We start from the raw sequence: 18,533 nt of genomic DNA, 5'->3' as shown, positions 1-18,533 counted from the left end.
TCAAACCCCGGAATGCACCGGCTGGGCGGAAACCGTCACATCCTGCAGGCGGACAAAGCGAAAGCCCTTTTGCTGCAGAGCGAGAATGCCCTTGGCAACGCCTGCGCCAGCAGCACGGCTTGGCTGGTTGATGTGGGCGATAATCACGTCACCATCTTTTGCAGCAGAGATACGCTTCTCCACCTGTCCGGCCATCAGCGATGCGCCCATATCCGCGTTGAGCGAGTAACCGGCGACCCGATAGCCCATATCGTGGATAAGCCGGATGGCATTGTCGCTGTAGCGGGCAGTGGCATCGCGATACCAGACCGGCTTGGCAATGGACGCCGTCACCATGGCATCGACCCCGCCCTGAATCTCGGTGCGGATAGCTGCTTCCGTTCCCGCTGTCTTCAAACCAAACATGGTCGGCTGGTTGTCTATTGCAGGAACATGGTTGAGGCCGTGGTTTTCTAGCTCGAACAAATCCGGATGCGCTTTCATGATGGCCAGCGCTTCAGCATTTTTGCGCAGCCAGCGGGCTGTAACAAAAATGGTTGCGGGAATGCGATTCTGGACCAGCGTATCGAGAATGCGCAGGTCGGTCTGCCCCATGCAGGCATCGAGTGTCAGCGCCACTTGCGGCGCGGCCGGCCCACCCTTGGCAACGTACAATTTGGGTTCAACGAAAGGCGCATGCTCTCCGGCCGCCACCAGTTTTGCTGGCGCGACAAGAAGGAGAGCGGCAATAATGGCGGTAGCGGTACGCACGATGTTTTCTGTCCTGATTTTCGGCGCAGATACACGCTTACACCGAGTCAAAAATGAGGCACGCCGTTTGAATTGTGGCTAAAATGAGAAATCCACGTCCTTCATGACTCTCACTTTTGCTTTGCCGAAGCTTGAGCGGCCGCCAGACGGGCGATCGGCACCCGGAACGGCGAGCACGACACATAGTCAAGACCGGTCTCTTCACAGAAGTGTATCGATGCCGGATCGCCGCCATGTTCGCCGCAAATGCCAAGCTTGATACCGGGCCGGGTTGCCCTGCCCTTTTCCACCGCAATGCGCACCAATTCGCCCACACCGTCCACGTCAATCGAGACGAACGGGTCCTGCTCGATGATGCCTTTCATCTGATAGGTCATGAGGAAAGCCGATGCATCGTCACGGGAAATGCCGAAGGTCGTTTGCGTCAAGTCATTGGTACCAAAAGAGAAAAACTCAGCGACTTCGGCGATGGAATGCGCGCGCACTGCCGCACGCGGCAACTCGATCATCGTGCCGACGAGGTAGTTGACCTTGATATCCGCCTCCTTCATCACATCGGCCGCAACCGCATCGATGCGTGCTTTGACGAAATCAAGCTCAGCACGAAGGCCGACCAGAGGCACCATGATTTCCGGCTCGACCGGCGCTCCGGTGACCTTTGCGGCCTGCAGTGCAGCTTCGAAAATAGCCCGCGCCTGCATCTCGGCAATTTCGGGATAGGAAATGGCCAGTCTGCAACCGCGATGTCCCAGCATCGGGTTGAATTCGTGCAAACTATCCGTTCGTTCGCGCAACTTATCCGGGCTGATTTTCATGGCAGCCGCAACTTCCGCTATCTCTTCCTCGGTCTTCGGGAGGAACTCATGCAGCGGCGGATCGAGCAGGCGAATGGTCACGGGAAGACCATTCATGATTTCGAAAAGCTCTTTGAAATCCGCACGTTGCATGGGTAGCAGCTTATCTAGCGCGGCGCGGCGGCCCTTCTCGCTGTCAGCAAGAATCATCTCGCGCATGGCTATAATCCTCTCACCATCAAAGAACATGTGTTCAGTGCGGCAAAGGCCGATACCTTCTGCACCAAAGGAACGCGCCATGCGTGCATCGTTGGGGGTTTCTGCATTGGCGCGCACCTTCATGCGGCGCGTCTTGTCGGCCCACTCCATGATCTTGGCGAAGTCACCCGAAAACTCCGGCTGTAGCATGGGAACGGCACCTTTCAGCACCTGTCCGATACCACCATCAATGGTGATAATATCGCCTTTTTTCAATAGGATACCCGCCGCAAGCAGCGTTTCGTTGCGGTAGTCAACCCGCAGCGAACCCGCACCGGAAACGCAGGGCTTGCCCATGCCGCGCGCCACGACTGCAGCGTGACTGGTCATGCCGCCACGAGTGGTCAAAATGGCCTCCGCCGCGTGCATACCGTGAATGTCTTCAGGGCTTGTCTCAATCCGCACTAGAATGGCCTTGCGGCCCTCGGATTTCAGCTGTTCGGCATCTTCCGACGAGAATACGATCTCTCCGGTTGCCGCGCCTGGCGATGCCGGCAGACCGCTGCCGATCACGTTGCGCTTGGCTGATGGATCAATGGTTGGGTGCAAAAGCTGGTCCAAAGAAGCCGGATCGATGCGCAAAACCGCTTCCTGCTGCGAAATAAGCCCCTCATTGGCCATTTCGACAGCAATTTTCAGTGCGGCCTTGGCTGTCCGCTTACCGGAGCGCGTCTGCAGCATCCACAGCTTACCGTCCTCGATAGTGAATTCGAGATCCTGCATATCGGTATAGTGCTTTTCCAGCCGGTCCGAGACCGCACAGAACTCGGCAAACGCCGCCGGCATCAGCTTTTCCAGCGAGGGCTTGTCAGATCCGGCGGCAATCCGAGCGTCTTCGGTGATGTTTTGCGGCGTTCTGATGCCCGCAACCACGTCTTCACCCTGTGCATTGACCAGAAACTCGCCGTAGAGCTTCTTTTCGCCCGTCGACGGGTTACGCGTGAATGCAACGCCCGTCGCCGAACGCTCGCCCATATTGCCGAAAACCATGGCCTGAATATTGACGGCCGTGCCCCAGCTTTCCGGTATGCTGTGCAGACGGCGATAGGTTATCGCCCGCGCGTTCATCCAGCTCGAGAAAACAGCACCAATCGCGCCCCACAGCTGTTTTTCCGGCTCTTGCGGGAATGGTTCTTCCAGCTCTTCTTCAATCTTGGCCTTGTAGAGGGCGATAATGCCCTTCCAGTCGTCGGCACTCAGTGCTGTATCGATCTCGTGGCCCAAGTTCGCTTTGGTATCTTCAAGAATTTCTTCGAAGACTGAATGATCCAGCCCCATCACCACATCGGAATACATCTGGATGAAGCGGCGGTAGCTGTCATAGGCAAAGCGCGGATCGCCGGATTCGCGGGCAATCGCTTCGACCGTCTGATCATTGAGACCGAGATTGAGGACAGTGTCCATCATGCCCGGCATCGAGGCTCGCGAACCGGAACGCACCGAAACCAGCAGCGGCTTTTCCTGATCACCGAAATTGCGGCCGGTTACAGCAGCAATATGGCCCAGCGCCTTTTTGACATCCGCTTCGAGTGTATCAGGATAGCGGCGGCCATTTTCATAAAACCACGTGCAGACATCGGATGTAATGGTGAATCCGGGCGGGACTGGCAGGCCAAGCGCGCACATCTCGGCCAGATTGGCGCCTTTGCCACCCAGAAGATTACGGTCGCTGGCAGAACCTTCTGCCTTGCCATCACCGAATGTATAGACCCATTTCACCATTGCAGCCTCCCATGCCGCTAAACTTGCTAGAAGGTCTATTCGATAGCCGGATCAAGCACCATCAAAAAATGCTGCATCGCACCATTCAAATCGATTAGCAGAGTCAATCCGCGTTAATCGTTGAAATCCTTCGTCATTTCAAGCTTGAAGGAGTGTTGAGCGGGTTGACTGGTCCGTGGTTCGACAAGCTCACCATGAGGGAGAGCGGTGCTGCAAGGCTAATCGCAAACATTGTAGAACATAGCGGCCCGCAATCTTCATTCCCACACGTGAAGAGCTTCACTCTCTCTCATGGTGAGCTTGTCGAACCACGCAAAAGCAGATTACCAGATTTCATCAAGGAATTTGATCTTAGCTTGCTTCGCGCAGCTGTTCCGCAGTCTGAAGATCAACAGATACCAGCTGGCTGACACCCTGTTCGGCCATGGTGACGCCAAACAGGCGGTTCATGCGTGCCATGGTGATGGGATTATGCGTGATGACGACAAATCGTGTTTCGGTGGACGCTGCCATCTCGTCCATCAGATTACAGAAACGCTCAACATTATGGTCATCGAGCGGCGCGTCGACTTCGTCGAGCACGCAAATCGGTGCCGGATTGGTCAAAAACACTGCGAAAATCAACGCCATAGCCGTCAAGGCCTGCTCGCCGCCGGAAAGCAGTGTCATGGTCTGCGGCTTCTTGCCGGGCGGGCGGGCCAGAATTTCAAGGCCAGCTTCCAGCGGATCTTCCGACTCAATCAATTGCAGTTCTGCGGTACCACCGCCAAAGAGATGGGTGAACAGCCGCTGGAACTGGGTATTGACCACTTCAAACGCCGCCAGCAAGCGCTCGCGCCCTTCGCGGTTGAGGCTTTGGATCGCCTGACGCAGTTTTTTGACCGCTTCGATAATATCTTCACGCTCACTGACAATGGCTTCAAGCCGTGCAGACAGCTCTTCCTGCTCTTCTTCAGCGCGCAAATTCACCGCGCCCAAGCGCTCCCGCTCAATCTTGAGCCGTTCGAGGTTGCGTTCAGTCGCATCTACATCCGGCAACGGGTCATTAGGGCCAAGGCCGGTCAGCTTCATGGTTTCATGCGGTGCACAGTTCAGTGCCTCGGCGATACGCGTTTCCGCTTCCTTGCGCCGCTCCTGCGCCGCGGCAAGCCGTTCCTCTGAACGTGCCCGGCCCTCGCGCGCCGTGGCAAGAGCCTGAATGGCATCGGTGGCAGCCCGATCGAGTTCCTGTTGTCTGGTTTCCGCGACAACCAGCCGGTCACCGGCTTCCTTGCGCAGCGCCTCTGCCTGGGACAATTGTGACAGCAAGGCCCGGTTACGTTCGGCAATTTCGTCCGGCGCATCGACCAGATCGGCAAACTCTTCTTCGGCTTCCTGACGCCGCTCGGACAGGGATTGAATCTGGCGATCGGCATTCTGAGCCCGATCATTCCAGCTCTTGCGCTCGAAACCGATGGATTCAAGCCGGCGCATGCGGTTTTCCGCCTCGCGGCGCAGACCTTCATGCACAGCCCGCGCTTCGGCCAGAGCGGCACGATCGGTCATGACTTCGGCTGTCAGATGCGTCAGCCGGATCGTGACTTCCTCAAGATCAATAGCGTGTGCCAAGCGATCTTCCGCTTCAAGGAACTGCTCTTGCGTTTCTTCAAGCGTTTCGGCCAGCCTGGCCTTGCCTTCATCCAGAGCGGCGCGGCGGCTCGAAAGCTGTCCCGCAGCGCGTTCGGCGGCGGCAAGTGCTTCACGAGCGTCGCTGACCGCGCGCTGCATGTTCCGCCAATGCTCACGCGCCGTGCGCTCGTTTTCAACCGACTGGCGCACCGAGGCTTCCGCCGTAGCTACTGCTGCTTCGGCTTCACGCAGTTGCTTGGTCGCTTCGACCACTTCAATATCCAGTTCAGCCAAACGGTTCTTTTGCGCCAGACGCTGGGCTGCGGGTGTCGGCGCATCAGCGCTTGCCGTGTAACCATCCCAGCGCCACAGCGCACCAGACCGGCTCACCAAACGCTGTCCCGGCTTCAACGATGCCTGCAGGCGCGATCCATCCGCCTCATCAACGATTCCGATCTGGGCGAGGCGGCGGGCAAGCTGGTGCGGAGCTTTGACGACACTTGCCAGGGACTGGAGTCCGGAAGGGAGCGTTGGATCATCACTCGTCGAATCAACGTCACCCCAGAAAACCGGAGAACTGCGATCAACGGGCGCATCCAAATCCTCGCCCAAGGCCGCACCAAGGGCAATTTCAAAGCCTTTTTCAACCTTGACCGCTTCAACCACTGCCGGAAACAGGTCTGAACCGCCGACATTGATCATTTTGGCCAAGGTACGGGCTTCAGTTTCGATGCGATTGAGATCGCTGCGGGCATCCTGCAATGGCTGGCGCAATTCAGCTTCTTGCTTGCGGGCGCTTTCAACCGCAGCTTCCGCAGTCAGAACAGTTTCCTCCGCCTGTTCCAGTGTGGCTTCAGCCACCTCGACCAGCGACTGTTTTTCAATTGGATCAGCCAGCCCGGCAATTTGCGCAATAATTGCAGACAGATCGCGTTCGACATCAGCCATCTGGCGAACAAGCCGATCACGACGCTCGGCACTTTCACGCAAGTTGCGCTCGATCTGCGCCCGCTCGGCGGACGCCTCGGCGCGTTCAGCTGTTACCTTGGCAAGCGCCGCTTCACTTTCTTTCAGCTTGGCATCTGCACGCTCAAACTCCGCACGTGTCTCAAGCTCACGTTCACCCGCATTGGCGTTATCGCCATTGAGCGAACGTTCTTCTGTATCCAGACGAGCTAGAATATCGGCATTGTCGCGGACCATTTGCTCTTCACGGCCAATATCGGCGGCGAACTGCGCCAGGCGCTTTTCCAGTTCGGATTGCCGTGCACGAATGCGCTGTGCTTCTTCTTCAATCTGCGAGCGGGCAATTGTCAGGCGCTGCAATGCGGCGGCAGCCTTGGCTTCCGCTTCACGCAGATCAGGTAATTTGTGTGCACCAATCGCCTGTTCCTTGGCGGCATTCATCTGAACCTGGGCAAAATCACCAACACCTGAGGTGGCAACCGACAATGCTGATTGCGCTTCTGCTTCCTGAGCCTTCGCAACGGTCCATTTCAGATGCAGCAGAATAGCTTCGGAGCGGCGTATATCCGCTGATAGGCTTTTGAAGCGATTGGCTTGGCGTGATTGCCGCTTCAGGCTCTCGATTTGGGTTTCAAGCTCACCAACAACGTCTTCGAGGCGCTCAAGGTTTTGCTCTGCTGCCCTGAGGCGCAGTTCAGCCTCATGGCGGCGGGTGTGAAGTCCGGAAATTCCGGCCGCTTCTTCGAGAAGCGCCCGCCGGGCCTGCGGTTTGGCCTGTATCAGTTCGCCAATACGCCCCTGCCCGACCATCGAAGGCGACCGGGCGCCGGTCGACTGATCGGCAAACAATAATTGCACATCCTTGGCGCGGGCATCCTTGCCATTGATGCGGTAAACCGACCCTGCCTCGCGCTCAATACGGCGTGAAACCTGCAATTCATCAGCATCGTTGAACGTTGCCGGTGCACTGCGATCATGATTGTCGAGGAAAAGTGTGACTTCGGCGGTGTTGCGCGATGGGCGCGTACCAGAACCGGAGAAAATCACGTCATCCATGCCGGACGCGCGCATGTTCTTATAGGAGCTTTCGCCCATAACCCAGCGCAGCGCTTCGACAAGATTTGACTTGCCGCAGCCATTGGGGCCGACAACACCGGTCAGCCCGCTTTCAATCACGAATTCTGCTGGCTCAACGAAGGATTTGAAACCAAGAACGCGGAGTTTTGTAAAGCGCATCAGATGCCCTTCCTGCAAAACACCGGAATGGCGGGCGCACAAAAGCACCCGCCGTTATTCAACAGGCAGTTATTTGAGTAGACCGTCAATAATCGCTGACATTTCGTCAACCGATAGGGCTCCTGCATATTTCGTGCCGTTGATGAAGAATGTCGGTGTAGCATTCACTCCGAAATCCTTGGCTCCGCGGTCACGCGATGCATTCACATCATCCAGAAGTTTTTGGTTCGTCAAGCAAGCGTTGAACGACTCCTGTGTAAAACCGGCCAATTTAGAGATTTGCATCAAAGGTTCGACGGCATTTGCCGATGCAGCCCACTGTTCCTGCTGTTTGAACAGAACTTCAACTAGCGGATAATAGCGCTCTTCAGGTGCGCAACGCGCCAGCATGAAGGCTGCTGCTGCACGCGGATCGAACGGGAATTCGCGCAAGATGAGCTTGGCTTTGCCCGTGTCGATGTACTTTTCCTTAATCGTCGGAAGCGTCGCAACCGTGAAATGCGCGCAATGCGGGCAGGTCATCGAAGCATATTCGATGATCGTTACCGGCGCGTCGGCCTTGCCCATGACGATATCTTTCAGCGGGCCCGGCTCCAGGAGCTTGGCGGGATCAACCTTACCGGCTGAATCAGGGATCTTAACGTCGGCTGGCGTACCTGGAACGGGCGTTGCGGCATCAGCAGCGGGCTTTGCCGCATCTTCCGACCATGCCTGGCTGCCCGCAGACGCGGCAAGCGCTGCTGTCGAAACGGCAGCAAGGGTCAGAATATTTCGGCGTGTCAGCATGTCGGTCATAAGGATCACCTGTCTCCGGTGTTGATTATGCAGGAATTGACTCACTAGAGCCCTATGTCAGCCTCTTTAAGGCAGAGCGGGCCGTCTGTCTTTGAATTTTTCGTGATCTGAACCGGAATGAAATCAAGCAAATGCGCCATTCAGCGTTTTATTTTTTCGGCGTGAATGTTTTGGCCAAGACGCTCCAGTGCTTCGCGAAGACTGTCATCTTCAATCGCCTCGACCACGCGGCTGATCTTACCCCTGGTTTCCGCATCGACCGGCGGTAAAGCCCGCCGCTTTGGTGCGGGCATTGTTATGGCTTTCTGCTCGATCTTGATGCGGCCAACGGCGGCAAAACCCAGAAATGCATTGACGCGGCTGATAATCTCTCCGGTTTCATGCTGGATGCGCATTGCGGTAAATCCCTGACAGGCAATGACAAGCGTTGCCGGCTGAAACGGATCGTCCTCATGGGCTCGCCGCGGCCAAAGAAGCTTCAACGGCCGGGATTGATCACCCAGGGCAGGCCCAACAACCTCTTCCCATGCTTGCACAAGCTCAATCGTAATTCCTGCGCGTTTGCGCAAGACCGGGTCGAGAATACCTGATGCGGGGTCAGCCAAGGGCCGGAAACCCTTTTTCCTGCGATCATCACTCATGGTTTTCAATTGCCTGACGAGTCAGTGACTTGATTTTTAACGGCCATTGTAACCGCGAAACCACTCAACAAACAAAGGTATACCCTCTTCCAGCGAAGTCTTGGGGCAAAAATCCAGATCGCGCGTGGCGAGGCTGATGTCGGCATAGGTGCGCTCGACGTCAGCAGGAGGCATCGGCTCGAACTGCTTTATCGCCTCACGGCCAACAGCCTGCTCGATAATCTCGATAAAGCGCATAAGCGCGACGGGATTGTTATTACCAAGATTATAGACCGGAGCTGTTCCCGCCGGGTCAGCCAGAATTCGTTTTACAGCGCCAAGCACACCACTGACGATATCATCGATAAAGGTAAAATCGCGCGCCATTTTGCCGTGATTATAAACCTTGATTGGCTCACCCTTTGAAATGGCATCGGTAAACAGCCAAGGCGCCATGTCAGGGCGACCATAAGGCCCGTAAACGGTAAAGAACCGCAGGCCTGTCGATACGATCTTATGAACATGCGCGTAGGAGTAAGCCAGCAGTTCAGCCGACCGCTTTGTCGCAGCATAGACTGAAACCGGATTGTTGACCGGATCATCCTCGGAAAAAGGCACTTTGGTATTGGCGCCATAAACCGAAGATGAGCTTGCATAAACGATGGGCGGCAGCTTGGGCATGACACGCGCCTGTTCGAAAACAGTCACCTGACCATGAACATTGGCATCCACATAGGCAGCTGGATTTTCGACCGAGTAACGGACACCTGCCTGGGCTGCGAGGTGAACAATAACGTCCGCATCAAGATCATTGCCAATCGCGGCACGAAATTCATGAGGATTTACAACATTTGCGCGCACAAAGCGGATATTGGCTTGCCCTTCAAGGGCAGACAGCCGGGTCTCTTTAAGAGCCACCTGATAATAATCATTCAGATTGTCGATCGCGACGACTTCGAAGCCTTCCTTCGCCAACCGCTTGGTAACGTGAAAACCGATAAAGCCGGCCGCTCCGGTAACAATTGCCTTCATTTCAATATTTTATCCTAAACGCTTGTTCTCACGCAGCCAACGCGGCTTTGTCTTCTTCAGCTTGATCTGCCAGTTGGCGTATCGACAGGGATGGCATAGTGCCGGAAACTGAACAAATGAGAAGCGTCAGATAAATAAATACCGCATCGGTCGCATCATGACCAAACATGATGCCAAACATACCGGTAATCACGTAACTCGTAACGAGAAGCAGTGAGAGTGCCGTCATCAGGTCACGCCCTGGCCCGGCTTTTTTCAATCTTGCCGCAACAATGGGTGTCGAAAGCAATAGGAGCAGTGCGAGAATACCGAGCACACCGCCATCGACGGCGGCGTTCAGAAATCCGTTATGAACATGCGTGAAGGTCATATATTTTTCGACTGGCAGGCCCAAAGCCTCGTTGACTGACGTCATTCGATTTTGAGGCCCTTGCCCGATGATTGGAGAGGCAAGAAACGCCGTTTCAGCACCGCGCCAAAGCAACAGGCGAGCGCTCAGGGAACTCACACTGTCGGGCTGCTCGTCAAGTTGGACGATGTCAGATTGCAGCGCTTCATATCGTTCAACGACCTTGGGAGCAGCGGCCAAAATCACCACGAGAAGCAACAGAGCCATAAGGAACTTTACGGTCCGGTTGATCTTCGGCAGCGTTTGTCCACGCAGATACCAGAACAATATTGCGCAATGAAAGGGAATAACCAGCCACGCAGACCGCGTGCCTGACAGGAAGGCGCATATCAATCCGCACGTAAAACCAGCAATAGCAATCACGCGCTCGGTTCTGCTGTCGGAATGCGCATTGAGCAGGGAAATGCTGCCAAATAAAACTGTGAAGAGCCCGAAGACTGCCGCGTTACCGGCGCCGCCCGATGCACGCGCGGCAAAAAACGAGATTTGGATGATGCTGAATATCAGCGCGCCGATCATGCCGATACCCGCTCCAGTCACAAAAAACGGGAACAATCGACCGTCCAGACTTACCCTCAGGCGAGGGATAACAGCCCACACAGCCAGAAAGGGTATCATTTTCAAGAGATATTCCGCACCTTTGCCTAGATTCGGACTGACAACAGCCGTGAACGCTGTGATCAGCACATACGTCGTGAAAAACCATGCGATAATGCGGTCTTCACGTGTCAGGCGATAGGGATAGCGCCCTATCGTCAGCGAAATGATAGCCCAAAGGAACGCACAGACGAGGGTCACGGATGTACCGCTCACCAACAATCCTGGAAAGAGCGCAAACAGAAACGTGAAAATGCGGTTGTTACGATCGATTCCGATCAGACGCCGCGTTGTGGGAAGCAGCAGGGCATTCTTCAACTGTGCAGGAAACATTATGATTCCGAATGTTCTCGAATTTACTTTCGCAACCGTTCCGTGAGAAATGTCACACTACTTCCCTGTAAAGCAGTTTTGAATTCATGCAACCGATAACGACCGAACTGCTCCGATGGTATGATAATCACCACCGGATTTTACCGTGGCGAATAACGCCGCATGATCGCAAGTCCGGCATGGTGGCTGACCCTTATGGTATCTGGCTGTCTGAAATCATGCTTCAACAAACAACTGTCGAGGCCGTAAAACCGTATTTTCTGAAATTTACCCACAAATGGCCGAGTGTTAGAGCCTTGGCTGCTGCCAGCCAGGACGATGTGATGCGGGCATGGGCTGGACTTGGTTATTATTCCCGCGCCCGCAACCTGAAAAAATGCGCCGATATCGTGGTGGCAAATTTTGACGGGCATTTTCCGGACGATCTGGTGGAACTGAAATCCTTGCCGGGTGTTGGCGACTACACTGCAGCGGCGATTGCATCGATAGCATTTGATATTCCGGCTGCTGTTGTCGACGGCAATGTCGAGCGAGTCATCACGAGGCTATATGCTTTTGGCACGCCCCTGCCCGCAGCCAAGCCCGAGATTCGCAGATTGATGCAAGCTCTGACACCGAACGAGCGCCCGGGCGACTTTGCGCAAGCCATGATGGATCTCGGCGCGACCATCTGCACACCCAAACGTCCAGCCTGCGTCATTTGTCCGCTCAACGACAATTGCGAGGCTTTGAAGACCACAGATCCCGAACTCTTTCCGGTCAAAGCACCCAAGAAAGGGAAACCGGTCCGCTTCGGCGCTGCTTTTGTCGCGATTTCATCGGAAGACGAAGTTTATCTACGAGGGCGTGAGCAGACAGGATTGCTTGGCGGCATGACCGAAGTGCCTACGACAGCATGGACATCCCGTGTTGACGGCGAAACAAGTGTTGAAGCGGCTCCATTTCACGCAAACTGGACCCCTTGCGGCGCTATCGTCCATGTTTTTACGCATTTTGAGCTACGCCTTGCGATCTACAAAGCAGACAATGTGCGAAAGCAAAACAATCTGGATGGCTGGTGGATTCAAGTTGAAAAACTGGAAAATGAGGCATTGCCGACGGTCATGAAAAAAGCCATTGCTGCCGCGATACCTGATGCTTTTGAAAAAAGAAGGAAAGAGGAATGACACCCGTCAAACATATCGTTTTCGACATTGGACAGGTTCTTTTGCACTACGATCCTGATGTCGCATTTCAAAGTGTCATCCCCGATGCAGCAGAACGCAAATGGTTCTTCGACAATATCTGCACCCATGACTGGAACCTCGAGCAGGATCGTGGGCGTAAATGGGCAGATGCCGAAGCTCTGCTGATTGAAGACTTTCCTGACAGGGAACATCACATTCGTGCATTCCGGCAAAACTGGCATAAGATGATCACGGGTTCGATCGACGACAGCGTGGTGATTATGCGCAAACTCATTGCTGATGGGCACGATGTGACGATGTTGACCAACTTTGCTTCGGACACGTTGCGTGAAGCGTGGGAACGCTTTCCATTCCTGACCGAAAGCCGCGGCGTGACCATTTCCGGCGATATCGGTCTCGTCAAGCCGGACAGGGCGATTTACGATCATCATGTTGCAACATTTGGCGTCGAGCCTTCCGCAACACTTTTTATCGATGACAGCGCCAAAAATGTTGCTGGAGCGCAAGCGGCGGGCTGGCAGTCCGTCCAGTTCATCAATCCAGAAACATTGCGCGCTGATCTCAATCGCCTCGGTATCCGCGTATAAAGCTTCAGAACGACGAAACGCCCGAGGTTGTCCCCGGGCGTTTCGAGATCAGAGCGGTACTGGAGGTCTCGTCCGATCAGATCAGAATTAACCGCCGGCAGAAGCCATGCCGTCACGGACCTGTTTGCGCAGATCATCGATCGGCTTCAGCTTTCCTTCGTGCTCATAGTGCCAGAAGGTCCAGCCGTTGCAGGCATCGAATCCCTGCACCTTGGCGCCCATGCGATGGATTGATCCTGCATCACCATTGCTGGATACGGTCCCATCAGCTCGAACAATAGCCGCATGACGCTGGCGCACATCTCTAAGGACAACGCCGGGCATCAATAATCCGGATTCAACGATGCTGCCGAAAGCAACACGCGGCTCGGCCCGTTTGCTTGTCATGACCTTAAGTTCGGCACCGCCCAATTCCTCAACAGAAGCGATCCGGCTCATTGCCGCGTCGATATATTTCTGCTCACGTTCAACGCCGACAAAATGACGGCCAAGGCGTTTTGCGACTGCACCGGTTGTGCCTGATCCGAAGAACGGATCGAGAATGATATCACCGGGCTTGGATGAAGCCATGAGAATACGGGCCAACAGAGCCTCGGGCTTTTGCGTTGGGTGGATCTTGTCGCCATTCTCATCTTTCAGACGCTCCGTACCGGTGCAAATGGGAAACAGCCAGTCGGATCGCATCTGCAAATCATCGTTGGCAGCCTTCATTGCTTCATAGTTGAAGGTGTAACCCTTGCTCTTCTGGTCGCGCGACGCCCAGATCATGGTCTCATGCGCATTCTGGAAGCGGCGCCCACGGAAATTTGGCATCGGATTATTTTTCCGCCAGATGACGTCATTGAGCATCCAGAAACCGAGATCCTGCATTGAAGCGCCGACGCGGAAAATGTTGTGGTAGGAGCCGATAACCCAGATCGTGCCATTTGGTTTCAGCACGCGGCGGCAGGCAAGCAGCCATGCGCGGGTAAAGGCATCGTAAGCTTGAAAGCTGTCGAACTGGTCCCAATGGTCATCAACAGCATCGACCTTTGACTGATCGGGGCGATGCAGATCGCCATCAAGTTGCAGATTGTAGGGAGGATCGGCGAAGATGACGTCGATCGAATGATCGGGAAGCCGATTGAGAGCGGCAACACAGTCGCCTTTCAGAATCGTGTCGAGCCAGGAAGATTGCGGTGCAGCCTGGGGCAGGTCATTGACGAGACGAACAACGGACATGGGATACTCGATTACTGGAGACGCGTTACTGACCTTATGGTTACCGAGCAGGGTAAACATCGCGTTAAGGCATCACGAAATCCGTGATCGAAAACCAGGCGCTTTTCTTTGACGCCTAGCCAATAAGGGTGTAGTCGATGCCGGTAATCCCCCAAACTTGACCCAAAGCTGTGCATTGCAGCCATTTTTCACGAACAGGTATGACGTAATGGAACCCCAGCTGATTATTTTCGACTGCGATGGCGTGCTCGTTGATTCAGAGATACTGGCCGCCGAAGTCGAATCAAGATTGTTGACGGAGTCGGGCTATCCGATTGAGCCGGAAGCCATTGCCGAGCGTTTTGCCGGCCTCACCTGGACGGACATTCTGATTCAGGTGGAAAAGGAATCTGGTGTACCGATCTCGGCCTCTTTGATTGAAGAATCCGCGCGTCAGATGGATCAAAAGCTGCGCAATGAGCTGAACGTTATTGACGACATCGAGCAGGTCGCCGCAGCGCTGAAATACCCGAAGTGCATAGCTTCGAACTCGAACAGCGCGTCCTTGAAAATGATGCTGGAGCAGAGCACGCTCTACGATACTTTCGCTCCCAATATTTTCTCGGCACGTGAAGTAGGGACCAAAAAGGCAAAGCCTGCGCCTGACGTCTTCCTGTACGCCGCGAAACATTTCAATGTTGATCCGGCCTGCTGCATCGTGATCGAAGATTCGGCCCATGGCGTGCATGCGGCTTCAACGGCAGGGATGCGCGTTATCGGATTTACCGGCGGGGCGCATACTTATCCTGGCCATGCCGACAAACTGACGGATGCTGGTGCCGAAACCGTCATCAGCCGCCACCGCGATCTGCCTGCTGTAATTCAGGCAATGACCGTATGGTCAGAGGCGGTCTGATTTTCAAAGACGGCACAAAATAAAAGGGCACCGCTTATGGTGCCCTCCCCTTCAAAATAGAACCGCTCACGATTCGTCAGCTGGTTTATTTCTTCTTCTTTGGCTTTGCCTTGGCTGCGGTATCATCCGGGCCTTCATCAAAGCCGATAAATACCTGCACATTTTTGGTGGCTGGCGTTGGGAAGCTGACATTAGGATCATTAAAAATAAACTGGGAGGCCGCGCTGGTATCTGTCGCGGAAATCGGCTGCCTGCTCAGCTTGGAATAAACCACATCCGAGCCGTTCATGACCGCCACCCGAATTGGCATGGTTACTGTACCGGCACTGAATTTGGGGCCAGGAACAATTTTCCCGGAGATGGCAACATTCATGGTCATAGTTCCCTCGCCGCGTTGGCAGGAACGGGATTGATCCGCAATGGAAGCCTGATAGATCAGGTTTTGCGGAGCCTTTTCGGCTTTTCCATAATTGTTGAAAATGGCTGTGCCTTCACGGATCGTTACCGATGGGCAAAATGCAGTCAGTTCAGTGGCGGTGATACGCGCCTGCGCTGCTTGCGTGGCTGCGGTTTTTTCTGCTTCCTTGGCCCCACCGCTTGTGGAGCATCCTGCAAGGCCCACAGCGAAAATCATGGCGCAAAGTTGATAGAAGGGCAGAGGTTTATATGTTTCTGACTTCATGAACTGAACTTTCCTTGACGAACGAACCTGTTCTATACCAACGGTAAGGTAAGAATGCGACGGTACTTTCCAGCTTTCTGCCACAGGACTCGGCTGGCTCGCAAGCATGGCACAAAAGGCGAATGATATGAAATATGCAAGTACCCGCGGTGAAGCGCCTGTTTTGGGCTTTTCCGATGCTCTTCTGGCCGGTCTGGCGCGCGATGGGGGGCTCTATCTTCCGCAGGATTTTCCACAATTTTCCCTTGATGAGATTCGCGCATTGCGCGGCAAGAGCTATGCGGAAGTGGCGATTTACGTTCTCACCCCTTTTATAGCCGGTGATATTGATCAGGCCGATTTCGAACGCATGGTGCACGAAGCATACGCTACGTTCCGCCACGAGGCCGTATGTCCTCTGGTGCAAACTGGTCACAACGAATTCGTGCTCGAGCTTTTTCATGGTCCGACACTCGCCTTCAAAGACGTGGCCATGCAACTTCTGGCGCGGCTTATGGATTACATTCTTGCCAAACGCGACCAGCGGGCGACCATTGTCGGCGCCACGTCAGGTGACACCGGTGGCGCAGCGATCGAAGCCTTTGCCAACCGTGACCGGACTGACATCTTCATCCTGTTTCCTCACAACCGGGTTTCGCCTGTTCAGCAGCGTCAAATGACCACGTCCGCAGCTGCCAATGTGCATGCACTGGCCATTGAAGGAAATTTCGATGACTGCCAGTCGCTGGTTAAAGGCATGTTCAACGACCTGAATTTCCGCGACTCGCTTTCGCTTTCCGGCGTGAATTCGATCAACTGGGCGCGGATTATGCCGCAGATCGTTTATTATTTCACAGCCGCGCTTTCGCTGGGCGGCCCGGACCGCTCTGTTTCGTTCACCGTTCCGACCGGCAATTTCGGCGATATTTTTGCCGGATATGTAGCCAAACGCATGGGCCTTCCCATTGACCGGCTGGTGATTGCGACCAATGATAATGATATTTTGACCCGAACAATCGAAACCGGAAAATATGAAACGCGCGGCGTCCTTCATACGACATCGCCCTCGATGGATATTCAGGTTTCGTCAAACTTTGAGCGCCTGCTGTTCGAAGCGCACGACCGTGATGCGGGCGCAGTGCGCCGTCTCATGGACGGTTTGAAACAATCGGGCAGCTTCACAATCGCCAACGGCCCTCTCGATAAAATCCGGGCTGAATTTGACGCGGGACGGTCGACAAAAGCCGACACTGCAGTTGCGATCAAGGACGTTCTGGCGCAATCGGGGTATCTCCTCGATCCGCACTCAGCCATTGGTCTCAAAGTTGCGCGGGAAAAAGTCTCCTCTGGCACACCCAGCGTCGTTCTAGCGACCGCGCATCCAGCTAAATTTCCCGATGCTGTGGAAGCGGCCAGCGGTGTGCATCCGGACCTTCCGCTCTGGCTCGGGGACCTCATGGAACGAAAAGAACAGTATACGGTACTTCCCAATGACCTTAAAAATGTGGAAGAGTATGTCAGCCGACATTCAAGAGCGGCAAGTAAGGAGCTTTGAATGGGCGTTGAAATCAGTCGCCTCTCCAACGGTTTGACGATTGCGACAGAGACAATGCCGCATGTGGAGAGTGTAGCCCTTGGCATCTGGGTCAAGGCAGGATCACGTAACGAGGCGAGCAATCAGCATGGTATTGCCCATCTTCTCGAACATATGGCTTTCAAGGGAACGGAAAACCGTTCCGCCTGGAAAATTGCCGCTGACATTGAAGATGTAGGCGGCGAGATCAATGCTGCTACCAGCGTTGAAACAACCTCGTTTTATGCGCGTGTTCTGCGCGATGACATGCCGCTGGCTATCGATATCCTGGCTGATATCCTCAACAGTTCCAAATTCGATGCTGAGGAGCTTGAGCGCGAAAAAAACGTGATCATGCAGGAAATCGGTGCGGCGCACGATACGCCCGATGACGTTGTGTTCGACCGGTTCACTGAGACTGCTTTTCAAAACCAGACAATCGGCCGGACGATCCTTGGAACGCCTGAAACCGTTCAGTCATTCTCCTCTGCGGATTTACGCAAATATATGGATGACCAGTACAGCGCGGAGCGCATGGTCGTTGTCGCAGCTGGCGGTGTAAAACACGACGAGTTTGTGCGCGAAGTTGAAAACCGTCTAGGCTCTTTCCGTGCGAAGTCAACAGCGCCCGAAGCGGATGTTGCGCATTATGTTGGTGGTGATTTCCGCGAACAACGTGAACTGATGGACGCTCAGGTCGTTCTTGGCTTTGAGGGCCGCGCCTATCACGTCCGTGATTTCTATGCCTCGCAGCTTCTTGCCATGATTCTCGGCGGCGGCATGTCGTCGCGCCTGTTTCAGGAAGTTCGCGAAAAACGCGGTCTTTGCTATTCGGTCTATGCGTTTCATTGGGGCTTTTCCGACACCGGCGTGTTCGGTATTCACGCAGCCACCGGACGTAATCACCTGAAGAAGCTGGTCCCGGTTATCATCAATGAGTTGCACGAAGCAGCCCGCAACATCGGTCAGGACGAATTGAACCGTGCGCGGGCGCAATATCGCGCCAGCCTTTTGATGTCGCATGAAAGTGCAGCCAGTCGCGCTGGACAGATTGCCCGTCAGATGCTGCTCTATGGCCATGCGGTTTCCACTGAACAACTGGTGGAGCGCCTGTCCAAGATCACCACAGAACGTCTGACCGATCTTGCCGGGCGGCTTTTCATTGACACGACGCCAACCTTGGCTGCAGTCGGTCCGATTGCGCCACTGATGAAATTCCCTGATATCCGTCATGGATTGGCATCTGCAACGTCGAGCCCGCGAAAAATAGCGGTCTAACGGCGTAACGC

Annotated in this window: 14 protein-coding genes; 5 read left to right on the top strand and 9 right to left on the bottom strand. The window is 54.7% G+C overall.

The window, feature by feature from the left end; translation table 11 throughout:
- The 7 genes from HB779_RS10185 to HB779_RS10155 all read right to left on the bottom strand — a co-directional run bounded on the left by HB779_RS10185 (position 1) and on the right by HB779_RS10155 (position 11,120).
- On the bottom strand, positions 1 to 753 hold the full coding sequence (locus tag HB779_RS10185) for a polysaccharide deacetylase family protein (RefSeq protein WP_188345866.1): 753 nt from the start codon (positions 751 to 753) through the stop codon (positions 1 to 3).
- 107 nt (positions 754 to 860) lie between these two features.
- On the bottom strand, positions 861 to 3,524 hold the full coding sequence (gene ppdK / locus HB779_RS10180; protein ID WP_188345584.1) for a pyruvate, phosphate dikinase: 2,664 nt from the start codon (positions 3,522 to 3,524) through the stop codon (positions 861 to 863).
- A 351-nt stretch (positions 3,525 to 3,875) separates the two neighbouring features.
- The gene (gene smc / locus HB779_RS10175) at positions 3,876 to 7,334 is read right to left on the bottom strand and encodes a chromosome segregation protein SMC (RefSeq protein WP_188345583.1); all 3,459 of its coding nucleotides are present in this window, start codon (positions 7,332 to 7,334) and stop codon (positions 3,876 to 3,878) included.
- 69 nt (positions 7,335 to 7,403) lie between these two features.
- On the bottom strand, positions 7,404 to 8,129 hold the full coding sequence (locus HB779_RS10170) for a DsbA family protein (RefSeq protein WP_188345582.1): 726 nt from the start codon (positions 8,127 to 8,129) through the stop codon (positions 7,404 to 7,406).
- A gap of 140 nt (positions 8,130 to 8,269) precedes the next feature.
- On the bottom strand, positions 8,270 to 8,770 hold the full coding sequence (locus tag HB779_RS10165; protein WP_188345581.1) for a DUF721 domain-containing protein: 501 nt from the start codon (positions 8,768 to 8,770) through the stop codon (positions 8,270 to 8,272).
- Positions 8,771 to 8,806: 36 nt separating this feature from the next.
- Positions 8,807 to 9,781: an SDR family NAD(P)-dependent oxidoreductase gene (locus HB779_RS10160; RefSeq protein ID WP_188345580.1), complete on the bottom strand. Its 975-nt coding sequence runs from the start codon at positions 9,779 to 9,781 to the stop codon at positions 8,807 to 8,809.
- A 28-nt stretch (positions 9,782 to 9,809) separates the two neighbouring features.
- On the bottom strand, positions 9,810 to 11,120 hold the full coding sequence (locus HB779_RS10155; RefSeq protein ID WP_188345579.1) for an O-antigen ligase: 1,311 nt from the start codon (positions 11,118 to 11,120) through the stop codon (positions 9,810 to 9,812).
- 86 nt (positions 11,121 to 11,206) lie between these two features.
- On the opposite strand from HB779_RS10155, the gene mutY reads away from it, so the two are divergent.
- Together mutY and HB779_RS10145 are read left to right on the top strand one after the other, a co-directional pair.
- Complete coding sequence (mutY, locus tag HB779_RS10150) at positions 11,207 to 12,286, top strand: A/G-specific adenine glycosylase (protein WP_188345578.1); 1,080 nt, start codon at positions 11,207 to 11,209, stop codon at positions 12,284 to 12,286.
- Positions 12,283 to 12,894: an HAD family phosphatase gene (locus HB779_RS10145; protein WP_188345577.1), complete on the top strand. Its 612-nt coding sequence runs from the start codon at positions 12,283 to 12,285 to the stop codon at positions 12,892 to 12,894. The genes mutY and HB779_RS10145 overlap by 4 nt, the downstream gene beginning before the upstream one ends.
- Before the next feature lie 87 nt (positions 12,895 to 12,981).
- Here HB779_RS10145 and HB779_RS10140 read toward each other — a convergent pair whose 3' ends face one another.
- Positions 12,982 to 14,115 carry a site-specific DNA-methyltransferase gene (locus HB779_RS10140; RefSeq protein ID WP_188345576.1) on the bottom strand — a complete coding sequence of 378 codons (1,134 nt, stop codon included), beginning with the start codon at positions 14,113 to 14,115 and terminating at the stop codon, positions 12,982 to 12,984.
- 208 nt (positions 14,116 to 14,323) lie between these two features.
- Between HB779_RS10140 and HB779_RS10135 the strand changes: the two genes are divergently transcribed.
- Positions 14,324 to 15,010, top strand: coding sequence for an HAD family phosphatase (locus HB779_RS10135; RefSeq protein ID WP_188345575.1), 687 nt, complete (start codon positions 14,324 to 14,326; stop codon positions 15,008 to 15,010).
- An 85-nt stretch (positions 15,011 to 15,095) separates the two neighbouring features.
- Here the strand turns inward: HB779_RS10135 and HB779_RS10130 are convergent, their stop codons facing one another.
- Positions 15,096 to 15,692, bottom strand: a complete 597-nt coding sequence (locus tag HB779_RS10130) for a hypothetical protein (protein ID WP_371823919.1) — start codon at positions 15,690 to 15,692, stop codon at positions 15,096 to 15,098.
- Between the two features lie 127 nt (positions 15,693 to 15,819).
- Between HB779_RS10130 and thrC the strand changes: the two genes are divergently transcribed.
- Together thrC and HB779_RS10120 are read left to right on the top strand one after the other, a co-directional pair.
- Complete coding sequence (gene thrC, locus HB779_RS10125; RefSeq protein ID WP_188345574.1) at positions 15,820 to 17,226, top strand: threonine synthase; 1,407 nt, start codon at positions 15,820 to 15,822, stop codon at positions 17,224 to 17,226.
- On the top strand, positions 17,227 to 18,522 hold the full coding sequence (locus tag HB779_RS10120; RefSeq protein ID WP_188345573.1) for a pitrilysin family protein: 1,296 nt from the start codon (positions 17,227 to 17,229) through the stop codon (positions 18,520 to 18,522).
- Positions 18,523 to 18,533 lie beyond the last annotated feature (11 nt).

Source organism: Phyllobacterium sp. 628 (genome assembly GCF_014189505.1).
Lineage (GTDB): Bacteria > Pseudomonadota > Alphaproteobacteria > Rhizobiales > Rhizobiaceae > Phyllobacterium.
This window is presented reverse-complemented; position numbering and strand designations above follow the sequence as displayed.